The sequence below is a fragment of the Allosphingosinicella sp. genome, assembly GCF_036403745.1.
GTDB lineage: Bacteria > Pseudomonadota > Alphaproteobacteria > Sphingomonadales > Sphingomonadaceae > Allosphingosinicella.
This window is the reverse complement of the sequence record NZ_DASWQI010000074.1, coordinates 1-19,202: the sequence shown is the minus strand read 5'-3', so window position 1 is coordinate 19,202 and position 19,202 is coordinate 1. Positions and strand designations below refer to the sequence as shown.

General features: G+C 67.6%; 19 protein-coding genes. 12 read left to right on the top strand and 7 right to left on the bottom strand.

What is annotated here, in order from left to right; all coding sequences use genetic code 11:
- Window positions 1–41: 41 nt before the first annotated feature.
- Both gshB and VGC56_RS14325 read left to right on the top strand, forming a co-directional pair.
- Window positions 42–992, top strand: coding sequence for a glutathione synthase (gene gshB / locus VGC56_RS14330; protein ID WP_464125954.1), 951 nt, complete (start codon window positions 42–44; stop codon window positions 990–992).
- On the top strand, window positions 989–1,603 hold the full coding sequence (locus VGC56_RS14325; RefSeq protein WP_464125952.1) for a DedA family protein: 615 nt from the start codon (window positions 989–991) through the stop codon (window positions 1,601–1,603). The genes gshB and VGC56_RS14325 overlap by 4 nt, the downstream gene beginning before the upstream one ends.
- On the opposite strand, the gene VGC56_RS14320 is transcribed toward VGC56_RS14325, so the two are convergent.
- The 4 genes from VGC56_RS14320 to VGC56_RS14305 form a co-directional block, all read right to left on the bottom strand.
- Window positions 1,600–2,520 carry a tyrosine recombinase XerC gene (locus VGC56_RS14320; protein ID WP_464125950.1) on the bottom strand — a complete coding sequence of 307 codons (921 nt, stop codon included), beginning with the start codon at window positions 2,518–2,520 and terminating at the stop codon, window positions 1,600–1,602. The genes VGC56_RS14325 and VGC56_RS14320 overlap by 4 nt on opposite strands.
- On the bottom strand, window positions 2,505–3,065 hold the full coding sequence (locus VGC56_RS14315) for a DUF484 family protein (protein WP_464125949.1): 561 nt from the start codon (window positions 3,063–3,065) through the stop codon (window positions 2,505–2,507). Before VGC56_RS14315 ends, VGC56_RS14320 begins: the two co-directional genes overlap by 16 nt.
- Before the next feature lie 39 nt (window positions 3,066–3,104).
- Entirely contained in the window at window positions 3,105–3,758 is a 654-nt protein-coding gene (gene fsa, locus VGC56_RS14310) for a fructose-6-phosphate aldolase (protein ID WP_464125948.1), read from the bottom strand.
- A gap of 66 nt (window positions 3,759–3,824) precedes the next feature.
- A complete protein-coding gene (locus VGC56_RS14305) occupies window positions 3,825–4,274 on the bottom strand; it encodes a hypothetical protein (RefSeq protein WP_464125946.1) in 450 nt (149 codons plus the stop codon).
- A gap of 106 nt (window positions 4,275–4,380) precedes the next feature.
- Here VGC56_RS14305 and VGC56_RS14300 point away from each other — a divergent pair, with 106 nt between their 5' ends.
- From VGC56_RS14300 to VGC56_RS14290, 3 genes are all read left to right on the top strand, one after another.
- A complete protein-coding gene (locus VGC56_RS14300) occupies window positions 4,381–5,913 on the top strand; it encodes a jacalin family lectin (protein WP_464125945.1) in 1,533 nt (510 codons plus the stop codon).
- Window positions 5,914–6,008: 95 nt separating this feature from the next.
- Window positions 6,009–8,174, top strand: a complete 2,166-nt coding sequence (locus tag VGC56_RS14295; protein ID WP_464125943.1) for a primosomal protein N' — start codon at window positions 6,009–6,011, stop codon at window positions 8,172–8,174.
- A gap of 68 nt (window positions 8,175–8,242) precedes the next feature.
- Window positions 8,243–9,763 (top strand): hypothetical protein, encoded by a 1,521-nt coding sequence (locus tag VGC56_RS14290; RefSeq protein WP_464125941.1) that lies wholly within the window; start codon window positions 8,243–8,245, stop codon window positions 9,761–9,763.
- A 21-nt stretch (window positions 9,764–9,784) separates the two neighbouring features.
- Here VGC56_RS14290 and ada read toward each other — a convergent pair whose 3' ends face one another.
- Together ada and VGC56_RS14280 are read right to left on the bottom strand one after the other, a co-directional pair.
- Window positions 9,785–10,840 (bottom strand): bifunctional DNA-binding transcriptional regulator/O6-methylguanine-DNA methyltransferase Ada, encoded by a 1,056-nt coding sequence (gene ada / locus VGC56_RS14285; RefSeq protein ID WP_464125940.1) that lies wholly within the window; start codon window positions 10,838–10,840, stop codon window positions 9,785–9,787.
- A gap of 64 nt (window positions 10,841–10,904) precedes the next feature.
- A complete protein-coding gene (locus VGC56_RS14280; protein WP_464125938.1) occupies window positions 10,905–11,564 on the bottom strand; it encodes a hypothetical protein in 660 nt (219 codons plus the stop codon).
- 158 nt (window positions 11,565–11,722) lie between these two features.
- Between VGC56_RS14280 and VGC56_RS14275 the strand changes: the two genes are divergently transcribed.
- From VGC56_RS14275 to VGC56_RS14245, 7 genes are all read left to right on the top strand, one after another.
- Entirely contained in the window at window positions 11,723–12,277 is a 555-nt protein-coding gene (locus VGC56_RS14275) for a F0F1 ATP synthase subunit delta (RefSeq protein ID WP_464125936.1), read from the top strand.
- A gap of 33 nt (window positions 12,278–12,310) precedes the next feature.
- Window positions 12,311–13,855, top strand: a complete 1,545-nt coding sequence (atpA, locus tag VGC56_RS14270) for a F0F1 ATP synthase subunit alpha (RefSeq protein WP_464125935.1) — start codon at window positions 12,311–12,313, stop codon at window positions 13,853–13,855.
- 135 nt (window positions 13,856–13,990) lie between these two features.
- The gene (locus VGC56_RS14265; protein WP_464125933.1) at window positions 13,991–14,878 is read left to right on the top strand and encodes a F0F1 ATP synthase subunit gamma; all 888 of its coding nucleotides are present in this window, start codon (window positions 13,991–13,993) and stop codon (window positions 14,876–14,878) included.
- Between the two features lie 30 nt (window positions 14,879–14,908).
- On the top strand, window positions 14,909–16,378 hold the full coding sequence (gene atpD / locus VGC56_RS14260; protein WP_464125932.1) for a F0F1 ATP synthase subunit beta: 1,470 nt from the start codon (window positions 14,909–14,911) through the stop codon (window positions 16,376–16,378).
- A gap of 123 nt (window positions 16,379–16,501) precedes the next feature.
- Complete coding sequence (locus VGC56_RS14255; RefSeq protein WP_464125930.1) at window positions 16,502–16,771, top strand: ATP synthase F1 subunit epsilon; 270 nt, start codon at window positions 16,502–16,504, stop codon at window positions 16,769–16,771.
- Window positions 16,772–16,773: 2 nt separating this feature from the next.
- Entirely contained in the window at window positions 16,774–17,313 is a 540-nt protein-coding gene (locus VGC56_RS14250) for a hypothetical protein (RefSeq protein ID WP_464125929.1), read from the top strand.
- A 91-nt stretch (window positions 17,314–17,404) separates the two neighbouring features.
- Window positions 17,405–18,946: a CpaF family protein gene (locus tag VGC56_RS14245; RefSeq protein ID WP_464125927.1), complete on the top strand. Its 1,542-nt coding sequence runs from the start codon at window positions 17,405–17,407 to the stop codon at window positions 18,944–18,946.
- Window positions 18,947–18,984: 38 nt separating this feature from the next.
- On the opposite strand, the gene VGC56_RS14240 is transcribed toward VGC56_RS14245, so the two are convergent.
- Window positions 18,985–19,202: hypothetical protein (locus VGC56_RS14240; RefSeq protein ID WP_464125925.1), on the bottom strand; the 218-nt coding region annotated here is incomplete at its 5' end.

The following is a 19,202-nucleotide window of genomic DNA, read 5'->3' as shown; positions in this document are numbered from 1 at the left end:
CGGGCCGCTTGCCTAGAGCCCCCCGCGCAGGAGGAAATGCCATGGCGTTGCGCGTCGCGGTCCAGATGGACCCGCTCGAGACTATCAACATTGCGGGCGATTCGACCTTCGCGATCATGCTCGGCGCGCAGAAGCGCGGCCACCGGCTGTTCCATTATGCCGCCGAGGACCTGAGCTGGCACGACGGCCGGCTGTGGACCATGGCGCGGCCGGTGATGGTGCAGCCGGTCGAGGGCGACCATTTTCGCGTTGAGGAGCCGGTGCTCCTCGACCTCGGCCGCGACGTCGACGTCGTGCTGATGCGCCAGGACCCGCCGTTCGACCTCGGCTACATCACGGCGACCCACCTGCTCGAGCGCATCCAGGGCGAGACACTCGTGGTCAACGATCCGGCCTCCGTGCGCAATGCGCCGGAAAAGGTCTGGGTGCTCGATTTCGCCCGCTACATGCCGCCGACGACGCTGACCCGCTCGCTCGGCGTCGCCCGCAAATTCCTCGCCGAGCATGGCGCGATGGTGGTGAAGCCACTGCACGGCAATGCGGGCAAGGCGGTGTTCAAGGTGGGGGCCGACGGGGCCAACCTCGCCGCGCTGATCGAGATGTTCAACACCGCCTACCGCGAACCGCACGTCGTCCAGGCTTTCGTCCCGGAGATCGCCGAGGGCGACAAGCGCATCGTCCTCATCGACGGCGAGATCGCCGGCGCGATCAACCGCCTCCCGGGCGAAGGCGAAATCCGCTCGAACCTCGCCGCGGGAGGGTCGGCGGTGAAGACGGATCTCACCGATACGGAGCGGGAAATCTGCGCAGCGCTGGCGCCCGAGCTGAAGGCGCGCGGGCTGCTGTTCGTCGGCATCGACGTGATCGGCGGCAAGTGGCTGACCGAGATCAACGTCACCTCGCCGACCGGCATCGTCGCCATCGACAGGTTCAACGGCACCGACACGCCCGGGATGATCTGGGACGCAATCGAAGCGAAGGTTCAGAAGTGACGCATTTCCTGCCCGATTTCATCCGCGACCACGGCTACATCGCCGTCTTCCTCCTGATGTGGATCGAGACTTTGCTGCCGATCTTCCCGTCGGAGCTGGTCATGCCGCTGTCCGGGCTGATTGCCTCGCAGGGTAAGTTATGGCTGCCGGGCGTGATCCTGTCGGGAGCCGCCGGCTCGCTGACCGGCGCGATCAGCTGGTATTGGGCGGCGCGGGCGCTGGGCTTCGAGCGGTTCGAGCGGCTCGTCACCCGCTACGGCCGCATCACCACCGTCTCGGCGCATGAGGTGGCGGTGCTGCAGCGCTGGTTCGAAAGGTACGGCAGCATCCTCGTCCTCGTCGGCCGCGTCGTCCCCGCGGTGCGCACGGCGATCTCCATCCCCGCGGGGCTGGTGCGGATGCCGTTCGGCCGGTTCCTCCTGCTCTCGACGATCGGCATCCTCATCTCCTGCGGGCTGCTCGCCTGGCTCGGCTGGCTGCTCAAGGACCATTATACGGCGATCGAGCATTATGCCGGTCCGGTGAGCACCGGGATCGTCGCCGCCGCGGCCTTGCTGTGGCTGACGCGACTGGTGCTGCAGCTGGTAAGGAACCGCAAAAGCGTAGACTAAGCGCGCGGGTGGGCGTTGCGGTAGACGTCCATCAGATGGGCCGCGTCTACGGCCGTGTAGATCTGTGTCGAGCTCAAGCTTGCGTGGCCGAGCAGCTCCTGGAGGGAGCGCAGGTCCGCGCCGCGGCCGAGCAGGTGGGTGGCGAAGCTGTGGCGCAGGGCGTGCGGGGTCGTCCGGTCGGAAAGGCCGAGGCGGACGCGGGCGCGGCGGACGACTCGGCGGACCATCTCGCCATTGAGTGGTCCGCCGCGCGCGCCGCGGAACAGCGGCTCGGTGCGCGACGCGCCATGGGGAGAAAGGCTCAAATAGCGCTCGATCGCATCGCGCACCTGCGGGAGCAGCGGCACGACGCGGGTCTTGTTGCGCTTGCCGGTGACGGTGATCGCTTCCCCCAGCGGCAAGGCGGCGCCGGCAAGGCCGAGCGCTTCGGCAACGCGGAGGCCCGATCCATAGAGGAGGAGCAGGATCGCGAAGTCCCTTGCGGCGATCCACTCGGCGGTCGCGTCCTCGCCCACCTCCTCCGCGAGCGCGACAGCCTCCTGCGGCGAGATCGGGCGGGGCACGCTGCGCGGGCGCTTGGGTCCACGCAGGCGCGGCACCGCCCCCTCCCCCGCTTCGGCGGCCGCGAAGGCAATGAAGCCGCGCACGGCCGAGAGCTCGCGGGCGGCGGAGCTGTTGCCGAGCCCCTCCGCGCGGCGGCGCGTGAGATAGGCGCGCAGGTCCGCCGGCTTCAAGGCGCCGAGCGCGATGGCGTCGGGCGGGCCGCCGAGATGCTCGCCCAGGAAGTCGACGAGGCGATAGGCGGTGGCGGCGTAGGCGCGGACGGTGTGGGGGGAGCGGCGGCGCTCGCGCTCGAGATGCTGCTGCCAGCGAAAGGCGGTCTCGCGCGCCGGCGCGGCGGTCAGGGGATCAGCCACCGGCCCATCGAGCGGGTGAGGACGCGGCCGAGGAAGACGAGCAGCTCCGACCCGTGACGGGTCTCGAAGCCCTGCTCGGCGCGCTGGCCCAATGCGAGGAGGCCGCTCGGCAAGGGCGGCGCGGTGTCGAGGCGGATGAGGGCCTCCGCGCGGATCAGCGAGCAGGCCGGGCCGAACAGCGGATGGCCGCGGGCGACGCCGCGCAGGACGACGCCTTCGAGGCCGGCAAGCGAGCGCTCGATGATACGCGGATCGACGAACTGCAGACCCGAAGCGTCGGCGCGCAGGCCCCTCTCGCCGACGAACAGGCCGATCGCCACCGCATCCAAGCCGAGGATCTGCGGCCATTCCTGGGTTACAATGTGGATGAGATGGTCAAACCCCTCGGCCTCGATCGCCGCCAGCACGGCCTCATGGATCGAGGCGACGGCGCCGGAATGGCCGCGGGCGAAGGCGATGAGGTCCTGGTTCGCTTCCTCGGCCGCGGCGACGCGCGCGCGCAGGCTGGCCACCGCCTTGTCCTCGAAGCTGATCACCGTTCCCATGCGAGCGAAGCTACCTTGAAGATGGTTAAGAAGCTATCATTACCCGATAGTCTGCCCGGTCTGCTGCCAGTCCGCGAGGAAAGCTTCGAGGCCGCGGTCGGTCAGCGGGTGCTTGACGAGCTGGCGGATCACGGACGGCGGCGCGGTCATCACGTCGGCGCCGATCAGGGCGGATTGGAGGACGTGGATGGGGTGGCGGACGCTCGCGACCAGGATCTGCGTGGTGAAATCGTAATTGTCGTAGATCTGGCGGATTTCCGAGATGATCTGCATGCCGTCGAAGCCGATATCGTCGTGCCGGCCGACGAAGGGAGAGATGAAGGTCGCGCCTGCCTTGGCGGCGAGCAGGGCCTGGTTGGCGGTGAAGCAGAGGGTGACGTTGACCATCGTGCCGTCGCCGGTCAGCTGCCGGCAGGTCTTGAGGCCGTCGATCGTGAGCGGGACCTTCACCGTTACGTTGTCGGCGATGCGGCGGAGGATCTCCGCCTCGCGCATCATGCCGTCATGGTCGGTTGCGACCACCTCGGCCGAGACCGGGCCCGGCACCACCGCGGCGATCTCGCGCACCACTTCGAGGAAGTCGCGGCCGGCCTTGCGGACCAGCGACGGGTTGGTGGTGACGCCGTCGAGCAGGCCCGCTTCGGAAAGCTCGCGAATGTCGGCAATGTCGGCGGTGTCGGCGAAGAATTTCATGGGGTTCCCCTGATGTGCGATTCGGACGCGGTATAGCGGGTTGCGGCGCGGTGCCGAACCGGCGCGTCAGGCGGGGCGGCGCGGCCGTTGCTTGGCGGAGATCGACTTGACGAGGAGGCGGGCCGGTACGGCAGGGTCGAACGGCGGCGCGGCCCGATCGAGCGCCGCGTCGATGAGCGCCTGGATGCGCGGATCGTCCAGTTTCTCGCGAATCTCGAGCCGCACGTGCCGAACGCGGCTCCCCTCTCCCTTCAGCAGACCGTGCGGGTCAGGAAGGCCGGCACCGTGGAGGAAGCACAGGGTCACCCAGCGTGGGAATACCGCCAGCGACAGCACCGCCTGGCCGGCTTTCTCGCTCGGCGAGAAGCCGATCGCGAGGGCGTTGTAATTGTCGTAGACGAGAATATGCGCGCCGGGGATGCGCGCCGTCATCGCCGCGAGGAGCGAACGGGCGAGCGCCGCCACCTCCGGAAGGAACTTGGCCAGGAAGCCGTCGAGCTGCGCCTCGGGATCCATGAACTCGCCTTAGCATGAAAGGCCGAGAATCGCTCTCCCGCCCCGCCCGTTGCTGTACCGTAACAGCCGTTTCTGATATGCCTGAAGCGTCTTTGAGGGGAGGACGATGATGGGGCAGACCGGCGCCGGCGGCGGCGACACCGCGAAGAAATTGTTCAACGGCTATGACAGCATCGCCAACGGCATGTTGTCTCAAAGCGCTGTCACCGGCGATGCCGAGCTTGGCGGTGGCCGATCCGTCGTCAAGATCCGGGTGTGCGAGAGCGTCAGCGAGCTTGCCCAGGCGCTCGAAATCGACGGGTCGCTGTCGGTCAGCTATCTGAAGGCGGTAAACGTCACCGCCAAGATGAGCTTCATGAAGAAGCTCAACGCGACGGCGCGCAGCGTCACCATCGTCGTCTATGCGAGCCACGAGACCGGCACCTGGACGGCGAAGAACGTCAAGCTGCTTCCCGATATCGCGCTGCCCGCGGACGACGACCAGGCCGCCGATTTCGCCGCCGCTTATGGGGACAGCTATGTGAGCGCCGCGACGCAGGGCGGCGAATATTACGCCGTCTACACCTTCCACACCGAGACGCAGACCGAGCAGAAGGAGCTGACCGCGTCGCTGAAGGCGAAGGGCGTCTATTCGGGCGTTACCGCCAAGCTCGAAGTGCAGACCAAGCTCACCGATTTCCTGAACCGGACTTCGACCAACTGGACGTTCGACCAGGAGATTACGGGCATCGCCAACCCGAAGCTGCCGAACGAGGACGGGCTGATCGCCTTCGCGCTGGCCTTTCCGTCGGTGACCATCGATTCCCCGGTCACCACGGGCTTCAAGGTCTCCGGCTATGAGGGCGTGCCGCGGATGGGACGGCGCCGGCTCGCGAAGATCGTCGAGAATCGCGAGCACTTCCTCGGCGACGACGGAGTCTTGAAGGCCTACGAGCGCCTCACCGGCCTTCAGAACCAGATCGACTGGCTGAAGCGCATCTACGCCCGCTACAAATATATCGGCGACACCGGGCTTCTCGAATTCGAGAAGCAGGTGAAGGAGGATGTGGGCAAGATCAACAAGCAGGTCAGCGCCTACAAGCGCGACCCTGCGGTCGACCTCCCGGACTTGAAGCTGCCGTCGCTGGACAAGGGCGAGCCGGTGCTCACCTACGTCGCCGGTCAGACCCCTTCGTTCGGCGGCGAAGGGGCGGGACCGTTCGATTTCCTGTCGGTCGACGAGGCGCTGCGCAACCAGGTGCGGCTCGCCTCGATCCGCCTCTTCGTCGGCGACGGCGGCAGCGGCGGCCTGATCGGCAAGATCGAGATCGGCTACGCCTCGGACAAATCGAATTGGGTCGAAAGCCACGGTGGCAGCGGAACGGGCCGTGAGCGATTCGACATCGGCGACGGCCGCTTTCCCGTCCGCTTCGTCGTCAATTCCGGCGGCTATGTCGACCGCTTCGAGATGCATCTCGACGACAAGCGCTTCACCTTCGCCGGCGGGACCGGCGGGACCGGCGGGACGAGGAACGAATGGAAGCCGGATCCGGGCTTCGTCGTGCTCGGCTTTACCGGCCGGGCGGGCCTGCTGCTCGACCAGATCAAGATCGTCCACGCGGCGCTCCGCCCGGCCGAGTATCGGCAGCCGTTGCGGTAGGAGGCTGCCCCACGGCGGCGGCTTCGATCCACGTTTTCCTGCAAGGGAGCCCGCGGGCTGTTGCCTTTGCGCGGAGTCGCTTCGATCTTAGGGGCGTGACCCGCGCCCGCGTCCTTCTCCTCAACCCCGCTCTGGGACCGCTCGACTATCGGGTGCCGCATGGCATGCGCGTCGAACCGGGGTCGATCGTGCTTGCCCCCCTCGGGCCGCGGCAGATGACCGGTGTCGTGTGGGAGGAGGAGAGGCTGGAGGCCGAGAGCGTCGGCGACAACCGGCTGCGACCCCTGCTCCAGGCCTATGAGCTGCCGCCGCTCAAGGCGCCGCTCCGGCGGCTGATCGAATGGACGAGCGATTATTATCTGGCGCCGATCGCATCGGTGCTGCGGATGGCGCTGGCGTCGGCGAGCGCGCTCGACGGCAGCCGCACCGTCACCGAATATCGTGCCACCGGCCTGGTGCCCGACCGGCTTACCCCGCAGCGCGAACAGGCGCTGGAGCGGATCGGCGAGCGGCAGGGGCTGGTGCGCGAGCTGGCGCTGGCGGCGGGCGTCTCGGACGGGGTGATCCGCGGATTGGTGAAGGGCGGCGCGATCGAGGCGGTCGAGGTGACGCTCGACGACCCGTTCGCCCTCCCCGACCCGGAGCATGCGCCGCCGGAGCTCGAACTGGCCCAGGGCGCGGCGGCGCACCGGCTGGTCGAGGCGGTGCGGGCGGCGGCCTTCGCCCCGTTCCTCCTCGACGGCGTCACCGGCTCCGGCAAGACCGAAGTCTATTTCGAAGCGGTGGCGGAGGCGTTGCGGCTGGGGCGGCAGACTCTCGTGCTTCTGCCCGAGATCGCGCTAACGGAGCCGTTCCTCAAACGCTTCGCCGCCCGCTTCGGCCATGAGCCAGTCGCCTGGCATTCAGGCCTCCGGCAATCGCAGCGCCGCCGCGCCTGGCGCGCCATCGCCACCGGTCAGGCCAAGGTCGTGGTCGGCGCGCGCTCCTCGCTGTTCCTGCCCTATCCGGACCTTGGCCTGATCGTCGTCGACGAGGCGCACGAGACCAGCTTCAAGCAGGAGGAGGGCGTCCAGTACCACGCCCGCGACGTCGCGGTGATGCGCGCGAAGCTCGAAGGGTTTCCCATCGTCCTCGCCTCGGCAACGCCGGCGATCGAGAGCCGGCAGATGGCCGAGATCGGGGTGTACGAGCATATCCGTTTGCCAGACCGCTACGGCGTCGCCGAACTTCCCGAGATCGCCGCGCTCGACCTCCTCGCCGACCCGCCGCCCCGCGGCCAGTGGCTGGCGCCGCCGCTGGTCAAGGCCTTGGAGGAGACGCTGGAGCGGCGCGAGCAGGCTTTGCTGTTCCTCAACCGCCGCGGCTATGCGCCGCTGACCCTGTGCCGCCATTGCGGGCACCGCTTCCAATGCCCCAATTGCACTGCCTGGATGGTCGAGCACCGCCTCGTCCACCGCCTCGCCTGCCACCATTGCGGCCATGTCATGCCGCCGCCGCGGCTCTGCCCGGAGTGCGAGGAGGAGGACAGCCTCGTCGCCGTCGGCCCCGGTGTCGAGCGCATCGCCGACGAAGTGAAGGCGCTGTTCCCGGAGGCGCGGACGGCGATCGTCACGTCGGACACGATGTGGTCGCCGGCTAAGGCGGCGGAGTTCGTGGGCCGGATGGAGGCGGGCGAGATCGACATCGTCGTCGGCACGCAGCTGGTGACCAAGGGCTATCACTTCCCCAACCTCACCCTCGTCGGGGTGGTCGACGCGGACCTGGGCCTGCAGGGCGGAGACCTCCGCGCCGCCGAGCGGAGCTTCCAGCAGATCGCCCAGGTGGCAGGGCGTGCGGGCCGGGGCGAGAAGCCTGGCCGGGTGCTGGTCCAGACCCACGATCCCAATGCCCGCGTCATCTCCGCACTCGTCAGCGGCGATGCGGAGAGCTTCTACGAAGCCGAGACGGACGCGCGACGCGAGGCGGCAATGCCGCCGTTCGGGCGGCTTGCGGGGATCGTCGTCTCCTCCGAGGACCTCGCCGAGGCCACCGAGACCGCGCGGCTGATCGGGCGGAGCGCGCCGATTGTCGAGAACATGGCGGTGTTCGGCCCCGCTCCCGCGCCGCTCGCCATGCTGCGCGGCCGGCACCGCCAGCGCCTCCTCGTCCACGCCGCCCGCAGCCTCGACGTTCAGGACGTCATCCGCGAATGGCTCGGCAAGCTGAGCTGGCCGCGCGGCGTCCGCGTCAGCGTCGACGTGGACCCCTATTCGTTTCTCTAGCGCAAACCCGGTGGCGCGGGCCGGCATCTGCCGCTAAGCTGTTGTTTCCTTGGGGATGGGGATGTGACGTGAGACAATTCGGGGCTTTGGTTGCGGCAGCTTTGGTGCTGGCGCCGGCGGCGGCGCGGGCGGAGTGGAAGAAATACGATACCGCGCATTTCGTGATCTATTCCGAAAGCGGCGAAAAAGAGGTGACGCGGCTCGCCGAACGGCTCGAAGGCGTCGATGGACTGATGCGGATGGCGAGCGGGCTCAAGTCCGACGTCGAGCCGGTCAAGGTCCGCATCTATCAGGTGGCGAGCAACGCCGAGGTCGAGCGGGCGATCAACGACCCGAACAGCGGCGTCGAGGGCTTCTACACGACCAACGTGTTCGGGCCGTTCGCCGTCACCCCACGGCATACCAACGCTGCGGGCGACTTCACCCCGGAGCTGGTCCTCCATCACGAATATGCGCACCATTTCATGCTGCAATATTTCCCCGCCGTGTATCCGGGCTGGTACACCGAGGGCTATGCCGAGCTGATCGGATCGAGCAAGTTCCTGCCCGACGGCAAGATCGCCTACGGCATGCCGGCTCGGCACCGCGGCGACGACATCAGCGCCTCGTGGGTCTCGATGGAGGACATCCTCCTCAAATCGCCGGACAAGATCCACAATTTCGACCTTTACGGCCAGGGCTGGGCGATGACCCATTTCCTGACCTTCTCGCCAACGCGGGCACCGCAGCTTCGCAAATATCTTGCTCTGCTCAGCACCGGCGCCTCGCAGGAGGACGCCGCCAGGGCGTTCGGCGATCTGGGCGAACTCAACCGCGAGGCGCACAAATATCTCGATCTGGGAAGCTTCTCCTACCGCCCGGTGGCGGTGCCGATCGCGAAGCCGGTGATCCGCAAGGTCGATCCCGTAAGCGCCGGCGAGGCGGCCCTGATCCCAGAGATCATCGCCTTTCGCGACGACGATCCCTCCGGCATCCGCAAGGACACGGACCGCGCCCGCGAGATCAAGGCGCGCAACGAAACCCTCGCCCATATCCGCGAGAAGGCGGAGCGCTACGCGACCGATCCCTTCGCCCTCTATTTCCTCGCCCAGGCGGATTATGGCGACGGCGACTATCGGGGCGCCGAGGCGGCGGCCGACCGGCTGCTCGCGCTCCAGCCCGGCCATGTGCGCGGGCTGGTGGTGAAGTCTTTGTGCGTGGCGCAGGCGGCGGGCCGCGCCGCGGGCGCCCAGCGCACCCAGCTTGCGGCCGAGGCCCGGCGGCTGGCACTCAAGGCCAATCAGGGCGACCATGACGATCCGCTCCCGCTCGTCGCTTATTATCAAAGCTATCACCTCGCCGGGCTGAAGGCGCCGAAGGACGCCCTCAACATCCTGTCGCAGGCGGTGGCGACGATGCCGCAGGACAGCCATGTGCGGATGCTGCTGGTCGAGGGCCTCGCCGATGACCATCGCTGGGGGCAGGCGATCGCGCTGATCATGCCGATCGCGAACGACACCCACCCCACCCCTCAGCGCGACGCGGCGCGGGCGGTGCTCGCCAAGCTCCAGGCGGAGGCGGCAATGGCGAACGGCAGCCCTGCGGCCTGAGGGCCGGAGGCCGGCGCCGAGTCAGGGCTCGCGGCGGGATTCGCGGTCGAGCAGGCTGCGCTTGCGCTCCAGACCATAAGCGTAGCCGCCGAGCGTGCCGTCGCCGCGCACGACGCGGTGGCACGGGATGAGCACGGCGACACGGTTGGCGCCGTTGGCGGAGCCGGCGGCGCGGACCGCGGCGGGGCGGCCGACGGCAGCCGCGATCTGCGTGTAGGTGCGGGTTTCGCCCGGTGGGATGCGGGTCAGCTCGCGCCACACCGCCTCCTGGAAGGCGGTGCCGCGGACGTCGAGCGGGAGGTCGTGCGGCCGATCGGGCGCCTCGACGGCGGCGACGGTGCGGCGGACGAGATCGGCCATCGCCTCGCCGTCCGGCTCGATCAAGGCGTTCGGGAAGTGGCGGCGCAGCGCCGCCTCGCCTTCCTCGAACGAGAGGCGGCAGATGCCGCGGGCGGTGGCGGCGACCAGCATCGTGCCGAGGGACGTTTTCGCCGTCGCCCAGCGGATCGTCTCGCCGCGCCCGCCCCCGCGCCAGGCCGACGGCGTCATGCCGAGCCGCTCCTTCGCGTCCTCGTAGAAACGGGCGGGGCCGGAATAGCCCGCTTCGTAGATGGCATCGGTGACGGTCGGTTCGGTGGCGAGGCTCATGGTCATGCTCCTGGCGCGCCTGGCGCGGGCGTAAGCGGCTGGGGTGATGCCGGTGGCTCGCTTGAACAGGCGGTGGAAGTGGAAGGGCGAATAGCCGGCGGTGGCGGCGAGGGTTTCGAGGCTCGGCGGGGCTTCGGCTCCGTCGAGAAGGCGCAGCGCCCGCTCCAGCGCGGCGGCTTCGCGGGTGACCTCGTCGGGCTTGCAGCGGAGGCACGCCCTGAGGCCCTCCGCCGCCGCTTCGGGTCCCGTAGCGAAGAAGCGAACATTCTCGCGCTTGGGATGCCGCGCCGCGCAGGACGGGCGGCAATAGATGCCGGTCGTCAGGACGCCGGTGACGAAACGCCCGTCGGCCCGCCGATCACGGGCGAGGACGGCGGTCCAGGCGGTGTCGGGATCTATGTCGGGTTTGGAAAGGGTCCGGGTCGCCATGATCCCTTCCCTACTCCCGATTCGCGGGCCCTTCATCCCGCCGCTTGCGGTCAAAGCCGGGACGTCAGCCGGCCGGAACGACCCGGATCGTCTCCATCAGCTGCCGAGCGCGCCCGAGCAGCGCCGTCACGCCGGACGCCCCCTTGTCCGGACCGTAGACGAACAGGCTGACGATACGGCGCCCGACGGCGGTGATGCAGCCGCCGACCGAGACGCGATAGCTCGTCTCCGGCGCCTTCACATCGGTGGTTCCCCCCATGTATGCGCAGGCTTCGTCTCGACCGGCGGGCTTGACCTCGCCGGTAATATCCACCTTGCGGTGGAGCGTGCCACTGATGGCCTCGCCTGCCTCGGCCAGGATCTTGCCGGACGAAAATTTATCCTTCAACGCTGGCTCGTCAAACGCCGCTGCCAGGGCCTTCAGGGCGTCTTCGCGGCCAACGTCGGCGAGCAGGGCTCCGGTCGGAGTCTTCACGAGGATGTAGTCGTTCGGCGAGTCAGCCGAACAGCGGACGAGCGTGAGGTGCGTCACATTCTGCGTGTCGCCCGCAGCCAGGAGCTGGGCGACGTCGACATCCTTGCCCTTCGGGAGGCAATAACCGGGCGGTGCAGGCATCTCGAAGCCCACTCCGCTGATCCGGAAACTTCCAACCTCCGGCTTCGTCTGCGCGGCCGCCGCAGTGGCGGCGAGACAGGCCGTCGCCATCGACGCCACGGCCTTCAAACGTCTCCACATCGCTGCTTCCCTCCCGTGCATGGGACAAGCCTAGTCCCGGTTGCATCGCGCGCAACCCCCTGCTAGGGGCCCGGCAACCCATAAAGGGCCGCACCGCCGGCCCTTTTCCGCATGGGGCAAAACCATTTTCTGGAGTTGAGGCGCGCGTGGAGAATTCCGGCGGCATTCAGGCAAGCTTGGCAGGGCGCTACGCCACCGCATTGTTCGAGCTGGCCCGCGACGAGCGGCAGCTGGAGGCGGTCGGCACCAGCCTCGCCGCCCTCAAGCAGGCGCTCGGCGAGTCGGAGGACCTTCGCGCGCTCACCACCTCGCCGCTGATCGGCCGGGCCGACGCGCTGAAGACGGTGAAGGCGGTGGCGGCGTCGATGAACCTCGATGCGATCACCGCCAATTTCCTCGGCGTGCTCGCCCAGAACCGGCGGCTGACCCAGCTTCCTTCGGTCATCCGCTTCTTCAACCTCCTCGCCGCCCGCCACCGCGGCGAGGTCACGGCCGAGGTCACCTCCGCGCATCCGCTCGACGACGGGCAGGTCGCGGCGCTCAAGACCCGGCTGAAGGGCCGCGTCGGCTCAGACGTCGCCGTCGACCTCACTGTCGATCCCGCCATACTCGGCGGGCTGGTCGTCAAGATCGGCTCCGAGATGATCGACGGTTCGATCCGCACCAAGCTCAACACTCTCGCTTCGGCGATGAAAGGATAACGGCGTCAAGCGCCGTCTCTCGAAAGGCTCACAATGGACATCCGCGCCGCTGAAATTTCCAAGGTCATCCGCGACCAGATCGCCAGCTTCGGCACCGAGGCCGAAGTCTCCGAGGTCGGCACCGTGCTGTCGGTCGGCGACGGCATCGCCCGCGTCTACGGTCTCGACAACGTCCAGGCCGGCGAGATGGTCGAGTTCGCCGCCAGCGCCGAGGGCATCACGGTCAAGGGCATGGCGCTCAACCTCGAGGCCGACAATGTCGGCATCGTCATCTTCGGCAACGACAGCGCCATCCGCGAGGGCGACACCGTCCGCCGCACCGGCACCATCGTCGACGTCCCCGTCGGCAAGGGCCTGCTCGGCCGCGTCGTCGACGGCCTCGGCAACCCCATCGATGGCAAGGGCCCCATTGAAGCCGCCGAGCGCCGCCGCGTCGAAGTCAAGGCGCCCGGCATCATCCCGCGCAAGTCGGTGCACGAGCCGGTGCAGACGGGCCTCAAGGCGCTCGACGCCCTCGTCCCCGTCGGCCGCGGCCAGCGCGAGCTGATCATCGGCGACCGCCAGACCGGCAAGTCGGCCGTGGCGCTCGACACCTTCATCAACCAGCGCAAGGCCAACCAGGGCGACGACGAGAGCCAGAAGCTCTATTGCATCTACGTCGCCATCGGCCAGAAGCGCTCGACCGTCGCGCAGATCGTCCGGGCGCTCGAGGAGAACGGCGCGATGGAATATTCCATCGTCGTCGCCGCCACGGCCTCCGAGCCGGCGCCGCTCCAGTTCCTCGCGCCCTACACCGGCTGCACGATGGGCGAATATTTCCGCGACAACGGCATGCACGCCGTCATCGTCTATGACGATCTGTCCAAGCAGGCCGTCGCCTATCGCCAGATGTCTCTGCTGCTGCGCCGCCCGCCGGGCCGCGAAGCCTATCCGGGCGACGTCTTCTACCTCCACTCGCGCCTGCTCGAGCGCGCCGCGAAATTGAACGAGGCGAACGGCTCGGGCTCGCTGACCGCGCTGCCGATCATCGAGACGCAGGCCGGCGACGTGTCGGCCTACATCCCGACCAACGTCATCTCGATCACCGACGGGCAGATCTTCCTCGAGACCGAGCTTTTCTATCAGGGCATCCGTCCGGCCATCAACGTCGGCCTGTCGGTCAGCCGCGTCGGCTCGGCCGCTCAGACCAAGGCGATGAAGAAGGTCGCCGGCTCGATCAAGCTGGAGCTCGCCCAGTATCGCGAGATGGCTGCTTTCGCCCAGTTCGGCTCGGACCTCGACGCGTCGACCCAGCGCCTGCTCAACCGCGGCGCGCGGCTGACCGAGCTGCTGAAGCAGCCGCAGTTCAACCCGATGCCGGTCGAGGAGCAGGTCGTCTCGATCTTCGCGGGCGTGAACGGCTATCTCGACACCGTGCCGACCGCGGCGGTGACCCGGTTCGAGGCGTCTTTGCTCAGCCACGTGCGAAGCGACCATCCCGAAGTGCTCGCCAAGATCCGCGACACCAAGGCGCTGGACGACGAGACGACCGGTCAGCTCAAGTCGATCATCGGCGATTTCGCCAAAGCGTTTGCGTAACCTAAGCCCTCTCTCCTTCAGGGGAGAGGGTTGGGAGAGGGGAAGACCCCGCTCCCGCACGACTGGACAGGGTTGAGGGCACACCCCCTCTCCCCGACCCTCGCCCCTGAAGGGGAGAGGGAGAAGGAAACAGGAATGGCCTCTCTCAAGGCGCTCAAGAACCGGATCGCGTCGGTCAAGTCGACGCAGAAGATCACCAGGGCGATGAAAACCGTCGCCGCCGCGAAGCTGCGCCGTGCGCAGCAGTCGGCGGAGGCGGGGCGTCCCTATGCGCAGCGCATCGCCGAGGTGATGGAGAGCCTGGCGGGCAAGGTCGCGATCGGGCCGGAGAGCCCCAAGCTCCTCGCCGGCACCGGGAAGGACGACACGCACCTCATCGTCCTGTGCACGTCCGACCGCGGCCTCGCCGGCGGCTTCAACACCAACATCGTCCGCGCCGCCCGCCGCGCCGCGGAGGATATGATCGGCCAGGGCAAGACGGTCTATTTCTACCTGGTCGGCCGCAAGGGGCGCCCAGTCATCCAGCGCCTCTACCCCAAGCAGATCATCCACCAATACGACACCGGCGCCATTCGCCAGGTGAGCTTCGCGGATGCCCAGGCGATCGCCGAGGACCTCGTCAACCGCTACCTCACCGACGGCATCGACGTCGTTCACCTGTTCTACGCCGAATTCCAGTCGGCGCTGGTGCAGGAGCCGGTCGGCCGCCAGATCATCCCGGTGCCGCGCACCGAGGCCGCTGCCGCTGCAACGTCGGGCGGAGCGAACGCCGCCGTCGAATATGAGCCGGACGAGGAGGAAATTCTCGCCGCGCTGCTGCCGCGCAACGTCGCCGTGCAGATCTTCCGGGCCTTGCTCGAGAACCAGGCCGGCTTCTTCGGCGCGCAGATGACGGCGATGGACAACGCGACCCGCAACGCCGGCGACATGATCAACCGCCTCACCATCCTGTACAACCGCACGCGCCAGGCGGCGATCACCACCGAGCTCGTCGAAATCATTTCGGGCGCCGAAGCGCTCTAAGCACACACAGCTAAGGCAAAGAGGACAGACATGGCCACCGCCGCAATCGACCGCCCGCAGGGCACGACCAACAATATCGGCCGCATCAGCCAGGTGATCGGCGCCGTCGTCGATGTGACGTTCGACTCGGACCTGCCGGAGATCCTCTCCGCGCTTGAGACCGACAATAACGGCACCCGCCTCGTCCTCGAGGTTGCGCAGCATCTCGGCGAGTCGACGGTGCGCACGATCGCGATGGACGCCACGGACGGCCTCACCCGGGGCCAGGAAGTGCGCGACACCGGCTCGCAGATCCGCGTGCCCGTCGGGCCGATGACGCTCGGCCGCATCATGAACGTCATCGGCGAGCCGATCGACGAGCGCGGCCCGATCGGCCACACCGACACCGCCCCCATCCACCGCGACGCGCCTTTGTTCGTCGACCAGTCGACCGAGACCTCGGTCCTCGTCACCGGCATCAAGGTCATCGACCTCCTCGCCCCTTACGCGAAGGGCGGCAAGATCGGGCTGTTCGGCGGTGCGGGCGTCGGCAAGACGGTGCTCATCCAGGAGCTGATCAACAACATCGCCAAGGGCCATGGCGGCACCTCGGTGTTCGCCGGAGTCGGCGAGCGCACCCGCGAGGGCAACGACCTCTATCACGAGTTCCTGGAAGCGGGCGTCATCGCGACGGACGCTGACGGCAATCCGACGCCGGAAGGCTCCAAGGTCGCGCTCGTCTTCGGTCAGATGAACGAGCCGCCGGGGGCGCGTGCCCGCGTCGCTTTGTCGGGCCTCACCCAGGCCGAATATTTCCGCGACGTCGAGGGCCAGGACGTCCTCTTCTTCGTCGACAACATCTTCCGCTTCACCCAGGCGGGCTCGGAAGTGTCGGCGTTGCTCGGCCGCATCCCCTCTGCAGTGGGCTACCAGCCGACTTTGTCGACCGACATGGGCGCGCTTCAGGAACGGATCACGTCCACCAACAAGGGCTCGATCACTTCGGTGCAGGCGATCTACGTCCCCGCGGACGATCTCACCGATCCGGCCCCGGCGACGTCGTTCGCCCACCTCGACGCCACCACCGTGCTGTCGCGCGCCATTTCGGAGCTCGGCATCTACCCGGCGGTCGATCCGCTCGACTCGACCTCGCGCGTGCTCGAGCCGCGCACCGTCGGCCAGGAGCATTACGAGACCGCCCGCGCCGTCCAGGAGATCCTCCAGCGCTACAAGTCGCTGCAGGACATCATTGCCATCCTCGGCATGGACGAGCTTTCGGAAGAGGATAAGCTCACCGTCAGCCGCGCCCGCAAGATCCAGCGCTTCCTGTCGCAGCCCTTCCACGTCGCCGAAGTGTTCACCGGCATCCCCGGCAAGTTCGTGCAGATCGAAGACACGGTCCGCTCGTTCAAGGCCGTGGTCGACGGCGAGTACGACCATCTTCCCGAGGCGGCCTTCTACATGGTCGGCGGCATCGAAGAGGCGGTCGAAAAGGCGCACAAGCTGGCGAGCGAGAGCTGATAGAACTTCCCCCCTCCCCTTCAGGGGAGAGGGCTGGGGAGAGGGGCAGACTCCGGGTCAGCTCAGACTCCCCCTCTCCCTAACCCTCTCCCCTGAAGGGGAGAGGGAATTGAGGTAAGAACAATGGCCGATCTTCATTTCGAACTCGTCACGCCCGAGCGGCTGGTCCGCTCCGAGGACGTCACCATGGTCGTGGTGCCGGGCAGCGAGGGCGATTTCGGCGTCCTCGCCGGGCACGCGCCCTTCATGTCGACGCTGAGGAACGGCGACATCGCCATCTATCGCGGCGGCATGAACGTCGAGCCCGAGCGCATCCCCGTCGAAGGCGGCTTCGCCGAGGTCAACGACCGCGGCCTCACCGTCCTCGCCGAAAAAGCGGGGGCGGAGTCGTAGGCGTGCTGCTTCTGGCGCTGCTCGCCACGGCAGCGGGCGCACCGAGCGTCGCACGGCCTGCGGAGCCGGCGGTTGGCCAGGCTGTCCGCGTTGCCGCGCTGGATCTGTGTACCGGCCTCGTCCGGGGCCAGATCACCGAAGCGACGCTGCCGGCGGAGCGCTTCGCAATGCGCCGCCTCCCGTCGGTGGAAGCCCAGCTGACCTCCGCAGCCAAAGGTCAACGGGCCGTAGTGTTCGGTGGGGAGACGGCGGGAAACCTGCTGCTGCTCACATGGTGGCCCGCAACGCACCAGTGCAATGTGACGTTCAAGGGCCCTCAAGCGCCCAAGACGATGGCCGATATCCGCACGGCGCTCGATGCCGCCGGCTCCCGCTATGTGCGAGCGCCCAACATCGGCAATCCGACAGCCGGTTTTCCCAATGCCTTCGTCTACCGCTCGAAGCCAGGCGCCGCGGCGTTGACGGTGAAACTTCATATGGCCGCACCGGACGACGCTTCCCAATCGCACGTGGTCGAGGTGCAGGCGGCCAGGGCCCGCTGACGCCGCCGCGATCGCGGCTTAGGCATTTGTCAAAGTTTCCCGCTTATTCACCAGTGCCGCAAGTGCATCGGAAGGCGAGGGTTCCCACGACATGAGTGCTTTCGGACGGCGGGGCGGCGCGGGTGCGGCGACGGGCGGAAGGCCCGCTTTCGGCACGGCGCGGCCGATGAAGGGGCCGGGGCCCATGGGCGGCGCGGCGCCTGCAGACGGCGGCGATCAGTTCCCGCCCTTGGACGATCTCGCCTTTCCGGGCGTGCCCGGACCGGACGACGAATTCCCCTCCCCCGGGGCCGAGCGCTCCGATGCGATGAGCCGACTGGCCGAGCGCCAGGCCGCCTCGTCGGAAGCGCCGGTCAGCAAGAATGAAGGCTTCGAAGCCTCGATCCACCGCATCAAGGAGCAGGTCCTCCCCCGCCTCCTCGAGCGCGTCGACCCCGAGGCGGCGGCGACGCTTTCGAAGGACGAGCTTGCCGAGGAATTCCGGCCGATCATCGGCGAGGTGCTCGCCGAGCTCAAGATCAACCTCAATCGCCGCGAGCAGTTCGCGCTCGAGAAGGTGCTGGTCGACGAATTGCTGGGTCTCGGGCCGCTGGAGGAGCTGCTCTCCGACCCCGAGATCAGCGACATCATGGTCAACGGCCCGCACCAGACCTTCATCGAAAAGAAGGGCAAGCTGCAGGTCGCGAACATCCAGTTCCGCGACGAGGAGCATCTGTTCCAGATCGCCCAGCGCATCGTCAACAAGGTCGGCCGCCGCATCGACCAGACGACGCCGCTCGCCGACGCCCGCCTCCAGGACGGCAGCCGCGTCAACGTCATCGTGCCGCCGCTCAGCCTGCGCGGAACGGCCATCTCGATTCGTAAATTCTCCGAAAAGCCGATCACCGTCGACATGATGAAGAACTTCGGTTCGATGTCGGAGAAGATGGCGACCTGCCTGAAGATCGCCGGCGCCAGCCGCTTCAACATCATCATTTCGGGCGGTACCGGCTCGGGCAAGACGACGATGCTGAACGCCTTGTCGAAGCTGATCGACCCGGGCGAGCGCGTCATCACCATCGAGGACGCGGCCGAGTTGCGGCTGCAGCAGCCGCACTGGCTGCCCTTGGAAACCCGCCCGCCCAACCTCGAAGGCCAAGGCGCGATCACCATCCGCGACCTCGTCATCAACGCTTTGCGTATGCGGCCGGACCGCATCATCCTCGGCGAGATCCGCGGCAGCGAATGTTTCGACCTCCTCGCTGCGATGAACACCGGCCACGACGGCTCGATGGCGACGCTCCACTCCAACTCCCCGCGCGAATGCCTCGCCCGTATGGAGAACATGGTGATGATGTCGGACATCAAGGTGCCGAAGGAAGCGATCAGCCGCCAGATTGCCGATTCGGTCGACCTCATCGTCCAGGTGAAGCGCCTTCGCGACGGCTCCCGCCGCACCACCAACATCACCGAGGTGATCGGCATGGAAGGCGACGTGATCGTCACCCAGGAGCTGTTCAAGTTCGAATATCTGGACGAGAGCGCCGACGGAAAGATCATCGGTGAATACCGCTCGATGGGCCTGCGCCCCTACACGCTCGAAAAGGCCAAGCAGTTCGGCTTCGACCAGCCGTACCTCGAAGCCTGCCTGTAAGCGCTAGACCTCAACGATAGGAAGCAACGCTTCCGCCGTCACTCACATCTGCCGACGATTTCAGGAACCGGTTTGCCGCTGAGACGATTGTCTCGGTCATGGCGACGCGGCGGAAGAAAATCGGCGTTCTCACTTTCCATAAGTGCATCAACTATGGCTCTTACTGGCAGGCCCGCTGTCTCGTGGAACCCCCGCGCGCGCTCGGCCACGACGCCGAGCTGCTCGACCATGACTGCCACTGCGTCCGTCGCGCCGA

Excerpts from the sequence above, each read along its gene's own strand:
- VGC56_RS14265 (WP_464125933.1), top strand. The coding sequence starts at position 13,991 with ATGGCCTCTCTCAAGGCGCTCAAGAACCGGATCGCGTCGGTCAAGTCG.
- atpD (WP_464125932.1), top strand. The coding sequence starts at position 14,909 with ATGGCCACCGCCGCAATCGACCGCCCGCAGGGCACGACCAACAATATC.
- fsa (WP_464125948.1), bottom strand. The coding sequence starts at position 3,758 with ATGAAATTCTTCGCCGACACCGCCGACATTGCCGACATTCGCGAGCTT.
- VGC56_RS14300 (WP_464125945.1), top strand. The coding sequence starts at position 4,381 with ATGATGGGGCAGACCGGCGCCGGCGGCGGCGACACCGCGAAGAAATTG.
- gshB (WP_464125954.1), top strand. The coding sequence starts at position 42 with ATGGCGTTGCGCGTCGCGGTCCAGATGGACCCGCTCGAGACTATCAAC.
- ada (WP_464125940.1), bottom strand. The coding sequence starts at position 10,840 with ATGGCGACCCGGACCCTTTCCAAACCCGACATAGATCCCGACACCGCC.
- VGC56_RS14305 (WP_464125946.1), bottom strand. The coding sequence starts at position 4,274 with ATGGATCCCGAGGCGCAGCTCGACGGCTTCCTGGCCAAGTTCCTTCCG.
- VGC56_RS14315 (WP_464125949.1), bottom strand. The coding sequence starts at position 3,065 with ATGGGAACGGTGATCAGCTTCGAGGACAAGGCGGTGGCCAGCCTGCGC.
- VGC56_RS14255 (WP_464125930.1), top strand. The coding sequence starts at position 16,502 with ATGGCCGATCTTCATTTCGAACTCGTCACGCCCGAGCGGCTGGTCCGC.
- atpA (WP_464125935.1), top strand. The coding sequence starts at position 12,311 with ATGGACATCCGCGCCGCTGAAATTTCCAAGGTCATCCGCGACCAGATC.
- VGC56_RS14245 (WP_464125927.1), top strand. The coding sequence starts at position 17,405 with ATGAGTGCTTTCGGACGGCGGGGCGGCGCGGGTGCGGCGACGGGCGGA.